The 18,115-nt window shown below is 43.6% G+C and carries 15 protein-coding genes and 2 riboswitches; of the genes, 5 read left to right on the plus strand and 10 right to left on the minus strand.

Going from position 1 to position 18,115, the window contains the following annotated elements; all coding sequences use genetic code 11:
• Positions 1-201 precede the first annotated feature (201 nt).
• On the plus strand, positions 202-897 hold the full coding sequence (locus tag COP04_RS12990; RefSeq protein ID WP_100488413.1) for a hypothetical protein: 696 nt from the start codon (positions 202-204) through the stop codon (positions 895-897).
• Between the two features lie 72 nt (positions 898-969).
• On the opposite strand, the gene COP04_RS12995 is transcribed toward COP04_RS12990, so the two are convergent.
• The gene (locus tag COP04_RS12995) at positions 970-2,247 is read right to left on the minus strand and encodes an MDR family MFS transporter (protein ID WP_100488414.1); all 1,278 of its coding nucleotides are present in this window, start codon (positions 2,245-2,247) and stop codon (positions 970-972) included.
• A 368-nt stretch (positions 2,248-2,615) separates the two neighbouring features.
• Between COP04_RS12995 and COP04_RS13000 the strand changes: the two genes are divergently transcribed.
• Entirely contained in the window at positions 2,616-3,275 is a 660-nt protein-coding gene (locus COP04_RS13000; RefSeq protein WP_100488415.1) for an alpha/beta fold hydrolase, read from the plus strand.
• Positions 3,276-3,312: 37 nt separating this feature from the next.
• Here the strand turns inward: COP04_RS13000 and COP04_RS13005 are convergent, their stop codons facing one another.
• The 5 genes from COP04_RS13005 to COP04_RS13025 all read right to left on the minus strand — a co-directional run bounded on the left by COP04_RS13005 (position 3,313) and on the right by COP04_RS13025 (position 8,030).
• Positions 3,313-3,744 carry a CBS domain-containing protein gene (locus COP04_RS13005; protein WP_100488416.1) on the minus strand — a complete coding sequence of 144 codons (432 nt, stop codon included), beginning with the start codon at positions 3,742-3,744 and terminating at the stop codon, positions 3,313-3,315.
• 113 nt (positions 3,745-3,857) lie between these two features.
• Positions 3,858-4,310, minus strand: coding sequence for a DUF3021 family protein (locus COP04_RS13010; protein WP_157800294.1), 453 nt, complete (start codon positions 4,308-4,310; stop codon positions 3,858-3,860).
• A 13-nt stretch (positions 4,311-4,323) separates the two neighbouring features.
• Entirely contained in the window at positions 4,324-4,764 is a 441-nt protein-coding gene (locus tag COP04_RS13015; protein WP_100488418.1) for a LytTR family DNA-binding domain-containing protein, read from the minus strand.
• 412 nt (positions 4,765-5,176) lie between these two features.
• Positions 5,177-5,695, minus strand: a complete 519-nt coding sequence (tpx, locus tag COP04_RS13020) for a thiol peroxidase (RefSeq protein WP_100488419.1) — start codon at positions 5,693-5,695, stop codon at positions 5,177-5,179.
• A 190-nt stretch (positions 5,696-5,885) separates the two neighbouring features.
• Positions 5,886-8,030, minus strand: coding sequence for an ArnT family glycosyltransferase (locus COP04_RS13025; protein WP_100488420.1), 2,145 nt, complete (start codon positions 8,028-8,030; stop codon positions 5,886-5,888).
• A 274-nt stretch (positions 8,031-8,304) separates the two neighbouring features.
• Positions 8,305-8,408, plus strand: a riboswitch (SAM riboswitch).
• A gap of 81 nt (positions 8,409-8,489) precedes the next feature.
• Here COP04_RS13025 and COP04_RS13030 point away from each other — a divergent pair.
• Positions 8,490-8,654 (plus strand): Fur-regulated basic protein FbpA, encoded by a 165-nt coding sequence (locus COP04_RS13030; RefSeq protein WP_100488421.1) that lies wholly within the window; start codon positions 8,490-8,492, stop codon positions 8,652-8,654.
• Between the two features lie 337 nt (positions 8,655-8,991).
• On the opposite strand, the gene COP04_RS13035 is transcribed toward COP04_RS13030, so the two are convergent.
• The 4 genes from COP04_RS13035 to mgtA all read right to left on the minus strand — a co-directional run bounded on the left by COP04_RS13035 (position 8,992) and on the right by mgtA (position 15,473).
• Positions 8,992-10,602 (minus strand): S53 family peptidase, encoded by a 1,611-nt coding sequence (locus COP04_RS13035; RefSeq protein ID WP_100488422.1) that lies wholly within the window; start codon positions 10,600-10,602, stop codon positions 8,992-8,994.
• Positions 10,603-10,818: 216 nt separating this feature from the next.
• Positions 10,819-12,216, minus strand: a complete 1,398-nt coding sequence (locus tag COP04_RS13040; RefSeq protein ID WP_100488423.1) for a L,D-transpeptidase family protein — start codon at positions 12,214-12,216, stop codon at positions 10,819-10,821.
• Positions 12,217-12,567: 351 nt separating this feature from the next.
• Positions 12,568-12,774, minus strand: a complete 207-nt coding sequence (locus COP04_RS13050; RefSeq protein WP_100488425.1) for a hypothetical protein — start codon at positions 12,772-12,774, stop codon at positions 12,568-12,570.
• Between the two features lie 20 nt (positions 12,775-12,794).
• Entirely contained in the window at positions 12,795-15,473 is a 2,679-nt protein-coding gene (mgtA, locus tag COP04_RS13055) for a magnesium-translocating P-type ATPase (protein ID WP_100488426.1), read from the minus strand.
• Between the two features lie 368 nt (positions 15,474-15,841).
• Positions 15,842-15,999, minus strand: a riboswitch (M-box (ykoK) riboswitch).
• Positions 16,000-16,812: 813 nt separating this feature from the next.
• Between mgtA and COP04_RS20300 the strand changes: the two genes are divergently transcribed.
• Positions 16,813-16,926, plus strand: coding sequence for a DUF1232 domain-containing protein (locus tag COP04_RS20300; RefSeq protein WP_239984858.1), 114 nt, complete (start codon positions 16,813-16,815; stop codon positions 16,924-16,926).
• Positions 16,927-17,184: 258 nt separating this feature from the next.
• Positions 17,185-17,994 (plus strand): undecaprenyl-diphosphate phosphatase, encoded by an 810-nt coding sequence (locus COP04_RS13065; RefSeq protein ID WP_100488427.1) that lies wholly within the window; start codon positions 17,185-17,187, stop codon positions 17,992-17,994.
• Positions 17,995-18,115: the final 121 nt, after the last annotated feature.

The raw sequence follows: 18,115 nt of genomic DNA on the forward strand, positions 1-18,115 counted from the left end.
TAGAATAGGTTTCCAGCAGGTCAACAACACCAGTAAGCTTCTTTTTTTAACCTCTGCGATCTGATATCATTAACTGTGAACCGGGATCATTTAAAGATATTGCTAGACTGCCTTCTTTCGGGGACGTCTTTGCGAAAATTAAGATCCTCTCCGTTTATTAAAGTGAACGTTATTTTCTAAAAAAGATACGGGGGAAAAGAGATGCGAACTCCTCAATCCTTAGAAAACAGTTTTTCTGCTGTTGAATTACAAAAACTCAAAAAAAGCTTTGAGGAGGTTAAGCCAGAATCCATATTGGATCGGATTCAGATGACTGCTGAGAGCAGGCGTTTTGTGGAGAATGACAGTTTCGCCCTTTTGATTGCGGTGATCGCCGACCAATCGGTGAAATCGGAGGTGGCATGGGACTTACCCAACAGGCTCAGCAAAAGGATCGGGATGGATCACTTTAACGCTGAATGGATATTCAATAATATTGAAAACGTTAAAAACGCCATTGCGAAAAAACCGGCACTTCACCGTTTCCCCGGGAAGATGGCCGATTATATTTTTTCCCTGTCAGCTGTCATAGAAAACAACTACTCTTCTCCAAGCGGACTGCTGAATAATTCTTTGGATTACAACAATTTTATCGTGAATATAAAAGGAGTTTCCGGCATCAGTGACAAAAAGGCTAATTTTCTATTTTTAATCCTACTGCTGGATTTTCATTATGACTTTAAAAATATAGAGAATAGTACTGTCCTTTTTGATACGCATGTTGAAAAATTTTTATCCAAACGATTCAACAAAAAAATCACCAAAACAGAAGCAGACGAAATTTGTCATTATGTTTCCCCGGACAATCCGGCTCTTTTTTGTCCCTATATGTGGCGTATAGATCGTAAAATGAAATGATGAATAATATAGTGTATCAAGTCTCTTTATAGAAATCAGACCGATCAAAACGTTTACAGTGGTAGTCTTCTATTATTCACTTAATACCGCCTTTTTTTCTTTGAGAGATATACCATTTTTTGAAGAAATCCGATCTTCAAGACGCGGAATGATCAAATAATAGATCAGTGTTCCAGTCAGGCCTATGCCTGTAATAATGAGCGAGGTCGCAAGTGTCGGCAAAAAGGATCCGATAGTTATCGTTAACGATGCAATCAGCATCGCTGTATTGTATTTCAGTCCATTAATGGCCATATATGTACTTCTGGCACTATCTGGGGGAATGGCCGCAGTATAAGACTGTTCAACAGGCACACGAAATACTTCCCCGATCGTCAGAACAATCATGAAACCGATCAGTAACCAGATATTATTCGCATACGACAATACGCCATAACCGATTGAGAATAAGGTGCAGCTGAAGATTAACGTCGTCTTGTCTTTCATCAGACCGCTTAATTTGGATACAAACAGGACGAGTAGAGCAACCAGAATCGTATTCTCACTTCTTAGAAACCCCATCATAGTCAGTCCATTGACCGGCCAGAATAATACAGTCTGGGTTGGCATATCCCTGCTCAGCCGGATACCGATATAATTGGTCAGCTGCAGCTCCATTGAGAAAACAAGGACACCGGCCAATACAAAGAGAACAAAGAGTTTATCCTGGAAAACAGTATGATAGTTTGAAAATAACTGAGCGAGGTGTTTCGAAAAGCCCAGAGTACCAACGTGTCCGATATGGCTTTCCTCAATAAAGAATGCAACGAGAATGACCACTTCGCATTCAACAACACACAAGGCGATAAACAGTTCAAAAAGATAATGCTGGAATAGCAACACACCCAGTATCCCGCCAATTGCGATAGACAGATTGTTCGCCCAGTACGTAATCGAATACATCATTTTCCGCTGTTCAGGCGTACTGACATCAATCAGCATCGCGTCATTTGCCGGACCGGCAAGTCCCCAGGAAATACTGTTCACAACCATCATCATAAAAGTGACCGATGGGGAAACAAAAAATGGTGAATTGCACAGCATCATGATGATAAAAGCTGTGAGACGTGCTATTTCAGCGCAAAGCATCACTTTTTTGCGGCCAAACTGATCGGATAAATAGCCGCCAAGAAAAGAATTGGCAATACCTATAAAAACAGTAATCAGCAGCAGCAGGCCGGTTGACTTGGCACCAAAATGCTGTGCCAGATAGATTGTCATAAATGGAAAAATCATTCCACCGACAAAACGGCTTGTGAATGTTTCGATGATTCTGATCTTAATATTTTTATGAAAGTCTCTGAATCTCATATTATTCCTTCTTTCCGGCCAAACACATTGGAAAACAGTCAAAAAATACCGCTGACCTGCAGTACCTTTACTTTATAGTGAAAACATCGGGAAAACCAAGTATAGCATGAAATAACGACGGGAGGAACCCAGTCGTGTTCCTTTTTTGAAATAGCGGCTCTGTCTCTCTGCTTACCCACGGGTGGCCGGCTCTAAAGAATCAGGAAGGACTCCATTCCATTTAATTGGAATTGCCGTGGAACTTGCGGATTATTAACACCCAACAGCATTGTTTTTATAAGATGAAGAAAATAATGTGCTACGATAGAATCAAATATTATTTTTATATCTCCTTTGAATCTCAGTCAAAGAATCGAGGCGAGAGACCGATGAAGATTAAAGTCAATGATGTGACTTTATTTTATGAAAAAAGCGGAAATGGTCCGTCTTTGATCCTGCTGCATGGCAACGGGGAAACGCATCGTATTTTTAATAAAACGATCCGCAGGCTCTCTGAATCTTATACGGTTTACGCGATTGACAGCAGAGGCCATGGAGAAAGTGAAACAGTAAAAGACATCAGCTACCAATTAATGACTGATGACATCGCCTGCTTCATTAAAAAATTGCAGATTGACCGGCCCATATTAGTCGGTTTCAGTGATGGCGGCATCGTCGGCCTCTTGCTGGCAGGGCAGTATACTGGACTATTATCAAAGCTGATCGTCTGCGGTGCCAATTTAAATCCTTCAGGCATCAGATCAAACTACCTCTTTCTTTTTAGGTTAGCCTATTTGATCACGAGAGACCGGAAGATCGGCCTGATGCTTCGAGAGCCAGATATCTCCGCTGATGATCTAAAAAAAGTAAAGCTTCCTGTCCTCGTTCTGGCAGGAAGCAAAGATTTGATCAAGGCCGATCATACCCGGTATATAGCTGAACATTTGCCTAACAGTACACTGCAATTACTGGATGGAGAAAATCATACCAGTTATGCCGTCCACTCAGAAAAATTATATCGGACTATTTTGCCCTTTTTAAAACAGTGAAATGAAGCAGAATTTTTTTATAACACCTGAACATGCTTCATTTAACATCGTTTAAATCAAAATGTTGTTCTTTCCGTAACTCCAACAAATAAGAAATGATTTCTCTTCTTCTGATAATGCCAATAAATACCCCTAAGTCATCCACGATCGGTACAAAGTTCTGCCTCAGGGACGTCTCAATGATATCGTCGACTTCGACATCGATCGAGATCGCTTTGATGTCCCTGTACCTTGGAACCTCTTTCAGCAAAACCTCCCGGGTTCCCTGAAAATCAAGCCCTTCATTATCCCTTAATTCCCACAAAAGGTCTCCTTCGGTCAGCGTGCCTACATAAATCCCTTTTTTGTTCAAAACCGGGATCGAAGAATAACGGTAATGCTCCATTTTTTCCATGGCCTGACGCATCGTCCAATAATCGTATACAAATTTGACTTCGCTTTTTGGTGTGATCAAAAAAGCAGCATTCATCACATATCCACTCCTGACTGGCAAAAATCTCTCACAATAGTCTTTCGTGATCATAGTATACGCTTTGTGCATGAGTTATGAAAACGTTTCATTACAAGTTGAAGACTTTTATGTTATAACTTTTTTAAACCCTTATTGAGCTGTATCGCTACGTTTCTATTGTACAGGAAGGAAAAAAACCAGATCAAGAGATACAGAGATAAAAATGAAAATAGCGGCCAGAAGATAAAGGAATAACCAGTCTGGAACCAGCCAAGCCATTGTCCGGCAATCATAAATCCAATGATCATGAGCAGAAAGTGCAATCCGGTCCGCCAAAATAGAAAAAGGGCAACCCTTTCTTTCCGCAGATTTTTCTTCCCCGATTCGAAAACAAATGAAATAATGCCGCAATACGCTCCGAAAGCCATCGACCCGAGCAGTTCTTTAAGCATTAATCCCGTACTGAGTACCGGAAGTCGGAGACGCAGTGCAATGATCAAATAAACAGCGGTTGAAACGGCTCCAATACCAAAACCGATCAATACATTCCGAAATATTTTCAATAAGTGAGCGATCCAAGCCATCCTTTTTACCTCCTTAAAAAAGTCTTTTTTTGAGATCAGCGACATATTTTCTAGACACAGTCTCTTTCCACTCATTCTTAAAATTCAGCATCAGATTACCGCTGAAACCCGCCTCAAAGAAATCCATCCAATCGATGTTTGCGAGGCAGTATTTCGATATGCGTATGAATCGGCCGGAGTTGGCATGTGTTTCAAAGTATTTCAGAGATTGTTTATAAAAATACTTTCTTTTTCTGGAAACGGCTACAATCTTTCCGTTCTCAGTCATTAGATGTGACACTTGCTGCAACGGTAAAATGTACTGACGGTCATCTCGCACGACCGCGATAGTGCCCTTTGATTCGTCGGTTTCAACGATTTTCCGGATTCGCTCCACTTTTTCCGTCACTCGCCGTATATGCATGACAACCTGCTCCTCAAGCAACTCCGGATCGATGTCTATATTCAGTTTCAACTGAACCCCTCCTTCCCTTTACCTGCATTTTAGCAGTTTCAGGTGGGGAAGAACCGTGTTCTCCGTAACATGTCGGATTTTTAGATTGAGAGGCCGATTTACAAAATAAACCGGTAGTCTGGATGATTTGATTTCGTTTTCAAGTTGATACTTGTATTCCCGTGTCTTTATACCAAGGTCACGAAAAACCCTGATACTAATTTTTTTGACCAACAGCAGCTTCTATAATTATACCCATGAAGAAATGGTGCTTTGCTAAAAATCCTTTATTGGTACAGATTTTCAGACACCTTGTTATAATTTTCCGGGAATCTAGGTTGATAAGCATAAAAAAACATAGCGTGGATGGCTATGTTTTTTTATTTCAAATATTTATGATCTTATTGAAACTAGGCTGACTGCTTGATTAATTTTAAATCAGTGCTTTGACAGCATGGAGTGCTGCCTCGTAATCCGGATGCTCTTGCATTTCTTTAACATACTGAACATACCGGATCGTATTATGTTCATCAAGGACGAAAATGGAACGCATGTCCAGCTGAAGTTCCTTGATCAGAACGCCGTAACTCTGGCCAAAGGAACGGAATTTATAGTCTGACAGGGTGTCCAGATTGTCAATTCCGGCAACCGTGCAGAAGCGGCTCTGTGCAAAGGGCAGATCCACAGAGATGGTCAAAACAGCAACAAGTTCACCAAGTTTTGCGGCTTCCTCATTGAAACGGCGTGTCTGGGCGTCACAGACCTTCGTATCCAGCGAAGGAACAACAGAAATTAATTTAATTTTTCCTTCGTAATCCGAGAGACCGGCTTCCGTAGTCAGATCTTTGTTGATTCTGAAATCTGGGGCCTGTTCGCCCACCATTAATTCCGGGCCGATCAAAGTAATTGGACTGCCGCCAACCGTTGCAACTCCCGTACGTTCCTCGGTCATTGGATATTCCTCCTTATTTTTTGTTACACGTCCGTGATTAGCATCAGATAGTATGCCTACTTCAAATGTACAAAATGAGAATGGAATCCGTCAACAGATCTGATCGTTCCACACGCATAAATTACAGTTTAAAACTTATTTAACCGCTCGCAGAAAAAGGAGACAATTATTAGAGACCCAGCAGCATAACTCAGCCTTTGTATTCATAAAGTGCCGACTGGCCGCCAAAATCGTTTTGGCTACCGGAATTCTGACTGAACCATTGGCTGGCCGGTACTTTCACACAGTATTTCTGTATCCATGCCGTGACACTCGGATTCTGCGCTCCATCCTGTCCGCTAGAAATCAGGAAATATTTTATTTCTCCCGCTTTGACCATTTTTTCCAGCTTGGTCACATTCATTGCAGGATCACTGCCCTGGAAGCCGCCCATGGTCATAACCGCATAATTTGTCTTAAGCATGATCGAATAGGCTGACTGCGCTCTCTGAACAGCTAGAATGAATTTCTCTCCATGATCATTTTTTTCAAGATAACTGAGCAGCTTGTTATCTACCTGCCCGCCCATTCCGAAACCGAAATTACCTTGCCGTCCTGCACCTGCATTGCGGCGGAAATTAAAGTCTCCATTCATCCTACTTCCGCTTTTGTTTCCGTTCCACTGCTGAAATGTTTCTGATCCCTGCTGAGCTATTTGATTCCGGCCGTCGCCTGCAAAGTTCATTGAACGTCCATCACCCATTTGCTGTGGAAATCCGCCCATTGCCCCGGCAGTCACCGAACTCGGTCCGGCCGAAGGAATGGAACTGTTTGTCTGGTTCAATACTGCGGGCATGGTCCAATAGAAAGGCGGAAGAAGCAAAGCACACAAACCTGCAATAGCAAGCCCCCGCTTGGCCCCCTGTTGATTGCTCGTCCGCCAGATCAGCCCAAATACAAGACACAGAACCCCGGCAACCGCCGTGAGTGCCGTCCAAACCGAAGAGATGTTGTTTTGATAGAAGATCAGTGCTTCAAATAACAGGGTGATACAGGCAGCCACCGGCAGAAGCAGGCTGGTCCAGGAATTCCTTTCCAGCTTAAAGAAGGACCACAGCGTGATGGCTTCAATTCCCACTAGTGCGGCAATCGGCGGTCCCATCAGGCTGAGATAGTACGTATGAATAAAACCGGCAATACTGAAGAAAACCATTGCAGGAAGCAGCCAGGCCAACCAGAAAATAGCAAAGGTATGCTGCTGCGTCAATTGCCTCCTGCGAATAAAATCAACGACAAGGCCGATCAATCCGAACAGAGCGAACGGCAGCAGCCAGCTCGCCTGGCCGGACAGAGATTTTGAGAACAAACGGAGTGGGCCGGCCTCCCCGGTACCAAACATGCCGCCCTGCTGCCCCCCTGCCCGCATCATATTTCTCCCCGACATTTCTGCTTGCCCCTGTGGCGGAAACATACTATCTCCGCTTCCAGATTGATCAGTCTTGGAAACAGACGTTCTTGATCGATTGGCGGCGGACGTCCCCCCCTGCATACCTGTACTGCCCGAACTCCGCTGCCCGGTCAGCCGTGAAATCCCATTATAACCGAGAGCCAGTTCAAGTACGGAATTCGTCTGACTGCTTCCGATGTAAGGACGGTTGCTGGCAGGTACCGAATCGACGATCACTGCCCATGACAGGGAAACTGCGGCAAGGACAACGGTAGCCAGTCCTAAGTGGATAAGCTTTTTCTTCCAGCCTGTTTTCATGGCCAGCCAATAGAAAAGATATACGGCCGGAAGTACCATAAACGCCTCGAGCATCTTGACGTTAAAACCAATGCCGACAAGCAGGACACTGATGATCAGCCAGCGCATTTTTCCACTGTCGGCCGCTTTGACAACCGCCCACGCGGCAATCATCAGAGTCAGGATTAAGATACTATCCACATTGTTGGTTCTGGCAACAGTTGTAAAAATCGGTGTCAGTGCCAGTGAAATCCCGCTGATAAAGGCAGCTGTCCGACCGGCTTTCTTCTTGACCATCTGATACAGAATCATGCAGGAGATAACACCTGCCGCTGCTTCCGGGAACAGGACGCTGAAATTGCCGAAACCGAAAATCTTTGCGCTCAACGTCTGAAGCCAGAGTGCGACCGGCGGTTTGTCCACTGTAATAAATCCTGCCGGGTCAAATGACGCATAAAAGAAATTGTGGAAATTCTTCATCATGCTCTTGACCGCTATAGTGTAGTATTCATTTGTTCCGGCCTTGTTTAACAGAAAAAAATTCAAAAGCAGTGAAAAGACAGTAACGGTAAGAAAATAATAATCCAATGTTTTTTTCTTCAACCTGTCCAAGCAAAGTTCCTCCTCAGCCGTTGCGTTTTTGATAGTTCAGAATGGCCATCTCATAGTACGATTGTCACCTAACTGTCTTAAAATAAGCTTAACTTTTCTTTTCTTTTCCATAAAAATGGATAGTGTACCGGGAAACTTAAAACAGCCACCCGTGAAACAGGTGACCGTTTTGAATTTTTACAGATCATCATTCATCAAAAGTATATATGGTTTCATTTCATAGTTGACAACCGTGATTAATGCGTTTATGATGAGGTCAATTGAATAACTTTCCTACTTATCCAGAGAGGCGGAGGGATTGGCCCAATGAAACCTCAGCAACCGGTCGTTGTAGACACGGTGCTAATTCCAATAAGTGTTTTGCTTTGAAGATAAGTTGAGAAGATCTAAAAGATCGCCTTCTCTTCTTTTCTGAAGAGAAGGTTTTATTTTTTCACACAAGAAAGGAGCACATGTTAAATGAGTGCTTTATTACGACAGGTTGTGGAGATTAGACGTCAAGAACTTATTGATCAGCTGATCGAGGCAGATGTATTCAAAAAAGACGGAAAGCAGCTTTTTGAATTGACGTTAACAGAACTGGAAAACGAATACAGATCCCTTCGATCAAGGTCACATTTTTAAAAAAGGACCGACAAAAAATTCAAGCTTTTTTCAGGTCAGAGAAAGCTTTCACCTCCGGTTTTAGATTTGGGTGTTATGCAGATAAAAAGGACCAGGGCAATGAGGATGTTCATTTGGACTATACGATCCTCCGACTGTGAAAACCGATATTTTTTTGTGTGACGACTGATTTATTTACAGGATGACCGATATTTTTCCGTGACGGCTGATTTATTTGTGGGAACCTAATTTTTATTATTCTAGTTTTTATAAATGAGCCGTGGTACGGCAAACGAGTGAGATGAGTCCTTCATTTCATCTCACTCGCTAAGGTTATTGCTGAATTTCATTGCTTCAGTTATACCCGAAAGACACCGGCAAGATTTGTACCAATAGGGCTTCCCATACCGGTACACGCATCCCATCCTGTACGGGCATCATAAGCGTTAGCTTCCCGGCTTGAATCATTATTTCCCTTTGTGATATCTCGCAGTGAAGAACGTGAAGATCCTCCATATAGCGTGGGATTCATAAATCCAACCGGGCGGCCGAGATCCTGATTGATCAGAGCGATAAGTCCTGCCCAAAGCGGTGCAACAGCACTGGTCCCGCCAATGACTGTCCGCTGCCCGTCCACTAAAATCCGGTAACCCGTTTCGGGATCCGCATTGCCGGCAACATCCGGAACTCCGCGACCAACCTTTGCCCCTGGGTTGGCAGAAGGCGGCACTTGAGCGGACATCTGCCATTCGGGAAGAGCAAAATATTGGCTGACGCCGCCTCCCGTGCTACTGTCCGGCCCGTCATTCCAAACGGTTTCGTCCGCAATGACCGCCCCTGTCCCTTCCAGCCTTGTGCCGCCACAGGCAAGATTATTCGGGCTGGATGCGGGAAAATCTACATGAACGAGACCGTCATCGACACCATCAGAAGAACCGCGATCCCCTGCCGCACTGCAAATTGTGACACCGAGCGCACGAGCGTCTTGGAACGCACGATCCATCGCTTGCATCGCCTGTTCTGACCAATTACTCTCCGCACTGCCCCAGCTGATCGAAACAACAGAAGGTTTATTTTCGTTATCATGAACAGCTTTGTTGATTGCATTCAGAAAACCAGCATCCGTATTGGAAGCGAAATAAACAGCGATTTTCACTCCCGGTGCAACCGCCCCCGCTACTTCAATATCCAGAACAACTTCACCATCCGCACCATTGGCGTCCCCAGTCGGCTGATTGCCGGCACCATTCACCGGAACTGCAATCACTACCGGTGCATCAATACCCAATTCTGTAAAATATTCGTTCAACTCACTTGGATTATACCCACCTCCCAGTTCAATAATCCCGATACATTGCTGACTTGCCTTGCTGTCGGTGGGAAAACTGTATAGTTGAGCGACTTGCTCTGGTGTATACGATTTCGATGTCTGCCGACTCTGAACCGCGTTCTTAGTCTCACGGAGAATCTGGAAATGCGTTCTTGCCTGGGGACGATTGTCAAGTCCAAAAACATTTTCAATAATCCCGGCAAGGTCCTTTGGAATTTTGATCGAATCGCTGTGCCCACGATAGGTAAAATTCGGATGTTTGTATCGCTGCAACTGAACACCGAACGCATGATTAAAATCAGCCGTTTTGCCTGAAAGAATGATCGTTCCGGCAGCGCCATTAACCTCTTTCACACTTAAATGATGGCCCTTTGCAAAAGATTCCACCTTTTTCAAATCCTCCTGGTCTGCTCCGTAAGAACCGGCAAACTCTTCCCGGCTCAGCTGCTTTACCTGTTTTTCACCAAACAAATGGTCAATCGAAGGGCGGCGCACAAGAACAGTGACTGTCATTTCTTCGTCCGGATCTGCCGGCCCGATTTTTTGAGCATTCACTACTTGAGAGCGCTCACTGTGAGGCAATGGCATTTTCTGCGAGCTTTCCTGTCGATCTTGTCCATTCAGCGAATGTTTATCCATAATCTTTCTCCTTTTGATCTTGTTTAATTTTAATTTATCATAATCTTCTCGCTTTTTCATGATGCATTCGTTCGATTTTGTTCCAAGTAATAAAAATTTCCACCCCAGCGTGATAGATTCCATTTACAAAAGGGAGACGTAGCCTAAAGAATAAGGGAGAGCCCATGGAAACGGCTCCCCCTTATTTCTAAACTTCTTCGTTTGATAGATTACTATTTAATAAATAACAACTGGTTCATTTTGCGTGAGATTATCATAGACCTGTTTCATAACATTCGGCGGGGTATTGACGCAACCGCCCGATCCTTGGTTCAGATAGGCATTAGGTGCCCAGTTATGGCGCCAATAGGCATCATGAAAACCGCATCCGCTGTCCGTAAATGGTGCCCAGTACTTCACTTTTACTGAATAATGCGGATCACCAGATTCGCTGCCTACAAGTGTTGAAGGGGATTGTTTATACATGATATACCATACTCCCTTAGGCGTATCTTCATGGGTATCCTGTCTGCCCGTGACAACATTGGTCGTCACCTTTAATTTACCATTTTGATAAATCCAGATACGTTGCTGTTCAATGGACACTTCTGCGTATGTGTCGCCGATACCGTGATTCGCTGTAACATGGTAACCAATGCCGTAAGTGCTGTAACCGACTCCGTACACATTATAGGCGCGCAGCGACGTATCCCCTTTTTCTAAGGCATCCTGAATCCGTTTTGTTTCGGCGGGAACATCAAGTGCCCATCCATAGGATTGTCCTTGAACCGAGATCACCGACCCGGAATGCGTTTTGAATTGAAAATTTTTATTCAACGTTGACTGGGAACGGTTGATCGCAGCGACTCTATTCTCAAGGCCGCTTGTGTCAATCGTCATCTTCATGTCTTTGGATACCGTCGCATTTTTAATTAAATCACTGGCTTTTAGTGTGTAAGTTGTATTCTGAACTTGGTAAGCGACAGACTTCTGAACAAGTTCCTGCAGTTTTTTCTTTTCATTCTTAACAATTGTGCTGTCCGATTCGATCGGCACTGAGCGCACAGCTTTCAAATGGATCACGCTGTAATACTCATGTTGATCATAATCTTTTAATAGTTTGGCAGTATCATATTGTTCGCCCCCTACACTATTAGAAACAAAGATTCGGCCCTGATTCAAAGAGGCCCGGGCATCCAACGGTGCTTTAAGACTTTTGTTCATTAACGCAATTTTGGCCGCTACTTCTCCCCTCAGCTTTTGGCTGCGTTCATTTTCTGCCTTTGAAGGCACCAGTGAATAGTCCTTTGCAACTGAAGAAGGCCACCACGTCTGCTGTTTTTTTAACAAACTTCTGACTGAAGGCAGGTCGTTGTTTGTAAAACCCGCCTTCGTGCCCTTTTCATTTACAATAAGCTTGTCGCCGATATAGACTTCATTTTTTAAAACCAGTGCCTTTAACTTTTTTATTGTCTGATCAGCTGTCAGTCCACCCACGTCTGTTCCATTGATCATGATTGAGTGGTTAAACCGGGTTGCCTGATAATAGCTCAGCCCCGCTATACCCACAATAATAAGTACGACAAAAACAGTGATGCTGCTTATAATAATGATATTAATCTTGCGAATGACCATTCACCTCAAAAAAAAGATTTACTCACTAAACGTTTTATATTATGAAAATGTTTCAAGCAATATTAGTTATATATAAAATAAAGGAATTGGTTCTTTTTAACAAGTCTTATCCATTATTCGAAAACCAGATCCGGCGGAAAAAGCTCGTATCCCTTTCTCATAAATGACTTCCAGATGCGAATTTTCCGGCAAGTTAAAAAGTCGGAAGAAAAATAATTCTCCCGACTTTTAATCCCTGTTCTATTTATATTACAAGCATCAATCAGGTAAGTAATGAGTATGAATGCAGCCAGCACCAGCACCATTATTTCCAGAGACTTTTTCAACTGCTCCGTGTAATGAACCCAACTTTCAATCAGCATTTCTTTTGTCATGAATAACAAGAGACAGCACAAACGCAAAGGGAAAGAGCAACAATCCGAAAACGTACCATTTTAAAAAATTCCGGCCTTTTTCAAATGCTTTGACCGCTGGATAAGTTGAAAACAGTCCAAGCAGCATGACACCAAATGCTCCATACAATCCGACGGCCGTGTAAAAATTCTGTCCGTTAATCATAATATCTGCCTCCTCCACGATTACAGCAGTTCACCATATCTTCTTTTATACATTGTTTTAAGGAATGTCGCCAGCAGCATGTAGCAAATGATCATGCCGATCAACCATGGAAAATAAGAAGCAGGCATTGCCGACATCCCCAATATGTGCCCAAAAGGCGTGTAAGGGACAATGGTTCCAACCGCGATGGACGCGGAAGTAAACAGCAGAACCGGCAGCGACGCCCTGCTCTGTATAAATGGAACCTTGGGCGTGCGCAGCATGTGGATGACAAGGGTCTGCGACCACAGGCTCTCTACAAACCACCCGGCGTTAAACAGAGTGACGAACAGTCCGCTGTTGGTGCCTTGAACCCCGTACGCTCCACCTGCAACAGCCGGACAAATGACAAAGAACATAACAATGTAGGTAGTGATATCAAACACTGAACTAGTTGGCCCCAGCCAGATCATAAAACTGCCGATCGAAGAAGCATCCCATTTGCGCGGAACCTTGAGATAGTCCTCATCCATGTTGTCCCATGGAATCGCGATGCAGGAAATGTCATAAATCAGATTCAGAAAAAGGATCTGAATGGGCTGCATCGGCAGGAAAGGAAGGAACGCACTGGCAGTGACTACCGAAAACATGTTGCCGAAGTTGGAACTAGCCGTCATTTTTATATACTTAATTATATTTCCGAAAGTACGGCGTCCTTCCAAGACACCCCGCTCAAGCACCATCAAGTCTTTTTCTAACAGGATAATATCTGCAGATTCCTTTGCAATATCAACTGCTGTATCAACTGAGATACCGACATCTGCCTTGTGCATGGCGGCGGCATCATTAATCCCGTCGCCCATGAAACCAACGGTATGGCCATTTTCCCTTAAAATAGTGACAATCCGCTCTTTTTGCTGCGGGCTGAGTTTTGCAAAAACGCTTGTGGTTTCCGCAGCTTCGGAAAGCTCTTGGTCATTCATCTTGTCAACATCTGTACCCAGCAGCAGGTTATCGACTTTCAGTCCAACTTGTTTGCAGACGTATCGAGTCACCGCATCGTTATCACCAGTCAGCACCTTGACAGCCACTCCGTAATCGTTGAGTGCCTTGATGGCCGCCATTGACGTATCCTTCGGAGGGTCGAGAAAGGCCAGATAGCCGATCAGCACCATGTTGGATTCATCTTTTACAGAAAAGATGCCTTCAACAGACGGATTGGTTTTCTGCGCGACAGCCAGAACGCGCATGCCTTCACCATTGATTCTTTGTGCCGTCGCAAGAATTTTCTTCTTAATCTCATCGGTCAGTTCAACAATCTTACCGCCATACTCGGCGTAGGCCGAGATCGACAACATTTCTTCGATTGCGCCTTTCGTAATCAGCTGAGTCTTACCGTCATGGTCACGGATGACAACGCTCATCCTTCGCCTGTTGAAATCAAACGGAATTTCGTCCACCTTAGTGTATCGTTCCTGCATGGAACGGTAGGGCTCAGATTTAGCATGATTGAGAACCGCAAAATCCATAAGGTTTTTAAGCCCCGTCTGGTAATAGCTGTTTAAAAATGCATGGCGCAGAATTCTTTCATCTTCATGACCGTCAATGTCCAAGTATCGTTCCAGGACGACTTTGTCCTGCGTTATTGTCCCGGTCTTATCTGTACAGAGAACATCCATCGCCCCAAAATTCTGCATCGAATTAAGATGTTTGACAATCGTCTTTTTCTTCGCCATCGCAACCGCGCCTTTTGCAAGGTTGGTGGTTACGATCATCGGCAGCATTTCAGGTGTCAGGCCGACTGCGACAGAGAGGGCAAATAAGAACGCCTCAAACCAGTCACCTTTCGTAAAGCCATTGACAAACAATACGACAGGCACCATGCACATCATGAAGCGAATAAGCACCCAGCTGACTGAGTTGACGCCCTTTTCAAAGTTTGTCACAACTTGCTTTCCGGTGATGGTCTTGGCCATGGAACCAAAACAGGTATAATCGCCCGTGGCGAGAACAATGCAAGTGGCGGATCCGCTGACAACGTTGCTGCCCATGAAGGCAAGATTAGGGAGATCCAGCGGATTTTGACTGTCATCCTTTACTGAACGGTCATACTTCTCAAGCGGCTCACTCTCGCCGGTAAGAGAGGACTGGCTAACAAACAGGTCTTTGCAGGCGATCACACGAACATCAGCCGGTATCATGTCTCCTGCCGCCAGAAAGACAATATCTCCGGGAACGATCTCCGCAAGCGGCACTTCCTTTTTGCCCTCTTCACCGCGGGAAACGGCTGCTGTTGTATGAACTAAAGCTTTAAGCTTCTCGGCAGAATTGTTGGAACGCGTTTCCTGAATGAAACGAAGCAGTCCACTAATAACTACCATTGTGCAAATAATGATAACTGTCGAAGGATCTTTCTCTCCGGGCGCCGCGATAACGACATCAGTGATAAACGAAATGATCGCAAGTATAAAAAGCACAACCGTAAAGGGATTGACGAATGCCCCGATTAATCTTTTATAGACCGATTCCGGCTTCTGGTGAGAGATTTCGTTGCTTCCGTATTTATCTCTGAGATCCTCTGCAGCTTCTTCGTTGTATCCGGTCAAATGGGTATTATACTTTTTTAGCAATTCTTCTGTTTCCATTCTGCTCGCTATAATCAATTCATTTGCGACAGGCGATACAGAACGTGAAACGTTTGAAATAATTTTCTTTTTCATGGTCCTTAACCTCCGATTCTTAGTTTATTAGCTATTTAAGCCGCCACTATTTCCTGTGGATAAACTAAAGGAAGAAAAGGCACAAAACGCAGGGGATAAGCGCTCCTAACCTCTATATCAGATTCAATGAGAAAAACAGACAGGGAGATTCATTGCACTCTCGTACCTTATTTTTATCGCAGGTACTTCGCCCGTCGGGTTTTATGCCCTTACTACTTCCTTCATCCATTTTCCTCACCTCATTTTCCTTTTAAACGATCAATTAAAAATCCGGCAGTATTCCTTTCAGAAATTAAAAATCCCCCACCAAAGCTCAGACGCTTGGCAGAGGATTAACATTTCTGTCTACAAAACACACCTTTTAAATAAAGCATGTTCACGTTCAAGCTTTAGCTTCGCAGGGCGATGAAATTGCATTAAACTATGCCTTGTTTTCGACATAGTCTGTTTACCTTCTCATAGTGTTTCCACTACTCCGCGGCAGCAATCCGTATCCCTGCGGTAGCCTCACCTACCGTAATTATTCAATTGCCTTGTGTATTATAAGGCGATTAACAGTGTAATGTCAACATATTTATAGACCGTACGCCGAATTTACAGGTGGAAAAATGGGCTTCATCATGACTATTTTCTTTATGGACATCTTCTGAATTGAAAGCGTCTGTTGACAATATGCAATTATTTTTTGACAAAATGTCATTTTAAGCTGTTATAATGCTTATGGATGAACAATGATCTTAACATAAAGTTCGTAAATGCCTTCCTACTTTAAAAAGAGGCTTAAAAAAAGAGAACAATAGAGATGAAGGCCATCCATGTCTGAAGCAAGAAATACTGACCAGATCGGTTCGCTGCTAAAAAAGTTGTTGAAACAGCGGTCATTATCTATGCGGGAACTTAATAAACTCACGAAAACTGATGTAGCCGCGACTCAAGAATAATAAACGGTAAACGGAAAGCTAGCCCGAAACATTTGTAAAAATTTGCTGAATCTCTCGGTGTCTCCGCTACCGATTTATTTGTATCGGCAGGTTATCTTCAGGACCGGAAGAACAAGCGGTACATTCAGATAATGATCTCCATTCATCCACCATTCAAAAGGTTCTCAAGTCCTCTAATCCGTTCAATCAAAAATTCACTTTTGACCGTCTGGAACATCAATTAGCCAATTATGAACAATTTTCAACAACAGAAGAGGGAAGAAAAATCATTTTGACGGATTTTGAGGAGAAGCTTCAGAAAGTAGGCAGTATTGATCTCTTCATCAGCCACCTAAAGAATATGTTTAAAAAAATTCGCCAGAAGAAGGAGACTCCGTATTAACTGGCGATAATGGAGGGTGCACTGCTCTATTTTACCTGTTGATGTCATTCCGGATTACATTTTTCCGATCGGCTATTTAGATGGCGCTATCGTTTACAAATTGCCATGCTGTCGCTTCAAAATAGAGTAATAGTACAAGACTTGCAAAGCGGCATTTCAGCAGAGATAATTAGTCCAAGTGTGCCAACCAAACTTACTACTGATCAGACGCGGCAAGTTCCCAGGTTTGTAACGAATCCTGTAGTTATTAGTCTAGGCGTCATCGGGGTCTGTAAAATTCAGAAATCATTTTTTCTGCAGCACCGGACTGAAATCTATACTTCATTTTTACTGTGCTATTGTACCATTAAATTTCGAACGATCATACTTGGAAGGGGACTCTTTTTTTATGACTATCTTGCAGACTTTGATCTTTGCTATCGTTCAGGGAATAGCTGAACTATTTCCTATCAGCAGCGTGGCTCACGGGGTACTTGTTCCCTACGTCTTTCACTGGAATTTAAGTCCGACATTTCTGAACCAACACTTCTTAGCTTATGTCGTCATGCTCCACCTGGGGACGGCGATTGCGTTGTTCCTGTTTTTCTGGAAAGACTGGTTCGCTATTATCCGTTCGCTCTTTACCGGGAGTAAAAGAGTTTTGCTGCTGCTTATTGTTGCAACAATTCCTGCCGGCGTCATCGGTGTAGTTCTTCAAAAGCCTATTACCCATATGTTCAGTAACGTAACCAGTGCGGCTATCTTTTTGCTGATTAATGGATTTTTCCTCTTCTTTGGAGAGAAAATCCGCTCGAGAGGACAAAAAAACATCGAGGATCTGACAATGGGGCAGGCTTTCATCATTGGCCTCTTCCAATCGCTCGCTCTTATCCCCGGATTTTCACGGTCCGGATCAAGCATGATTGCAGGATTTTGGATGGGACTTAAAACTGAATCTGCAGCTCGGTTTTCCATGATCATGGCGACGCCGATTATCGCGGGTGCCAGCATTCTCGAAGTACCTAAAATCTTAAAAGCCCATACTCCCGGACTGATGCAGATGTCTTTGCTGGGTGGCCTGATGGCTGGAATCTTCGCTTTCATCAGCATCTGGATCTTGATGAAATGGTTTAAGAAAAAAGAAATTCGGGCAATGCGGCCATTTGCCTATTATTGCTGGGCCGTCGGTGCACTCGTTTTAATCAGTCAATTATTATAATTTTTTTATTAATCCTGAAATACAGCCAAAGCAGTATATATAATGTGCAAACTTAGAGTAAAGAATCATCTCAAAAGCTATTGCATCAGAAAAGATATAAACGATAACCTTAAATTTTAAC

The sequence above is a fragment of the Sporolactobacillus pectinivorans genome (assembly GCF_002802965.1).
Lineage (GTDB): Bacteria > Bacillota > Bacilli > Bacillales > Sporolactobacillaceae > Sporolactobacillus > Sporolactobacillus pectinivorans.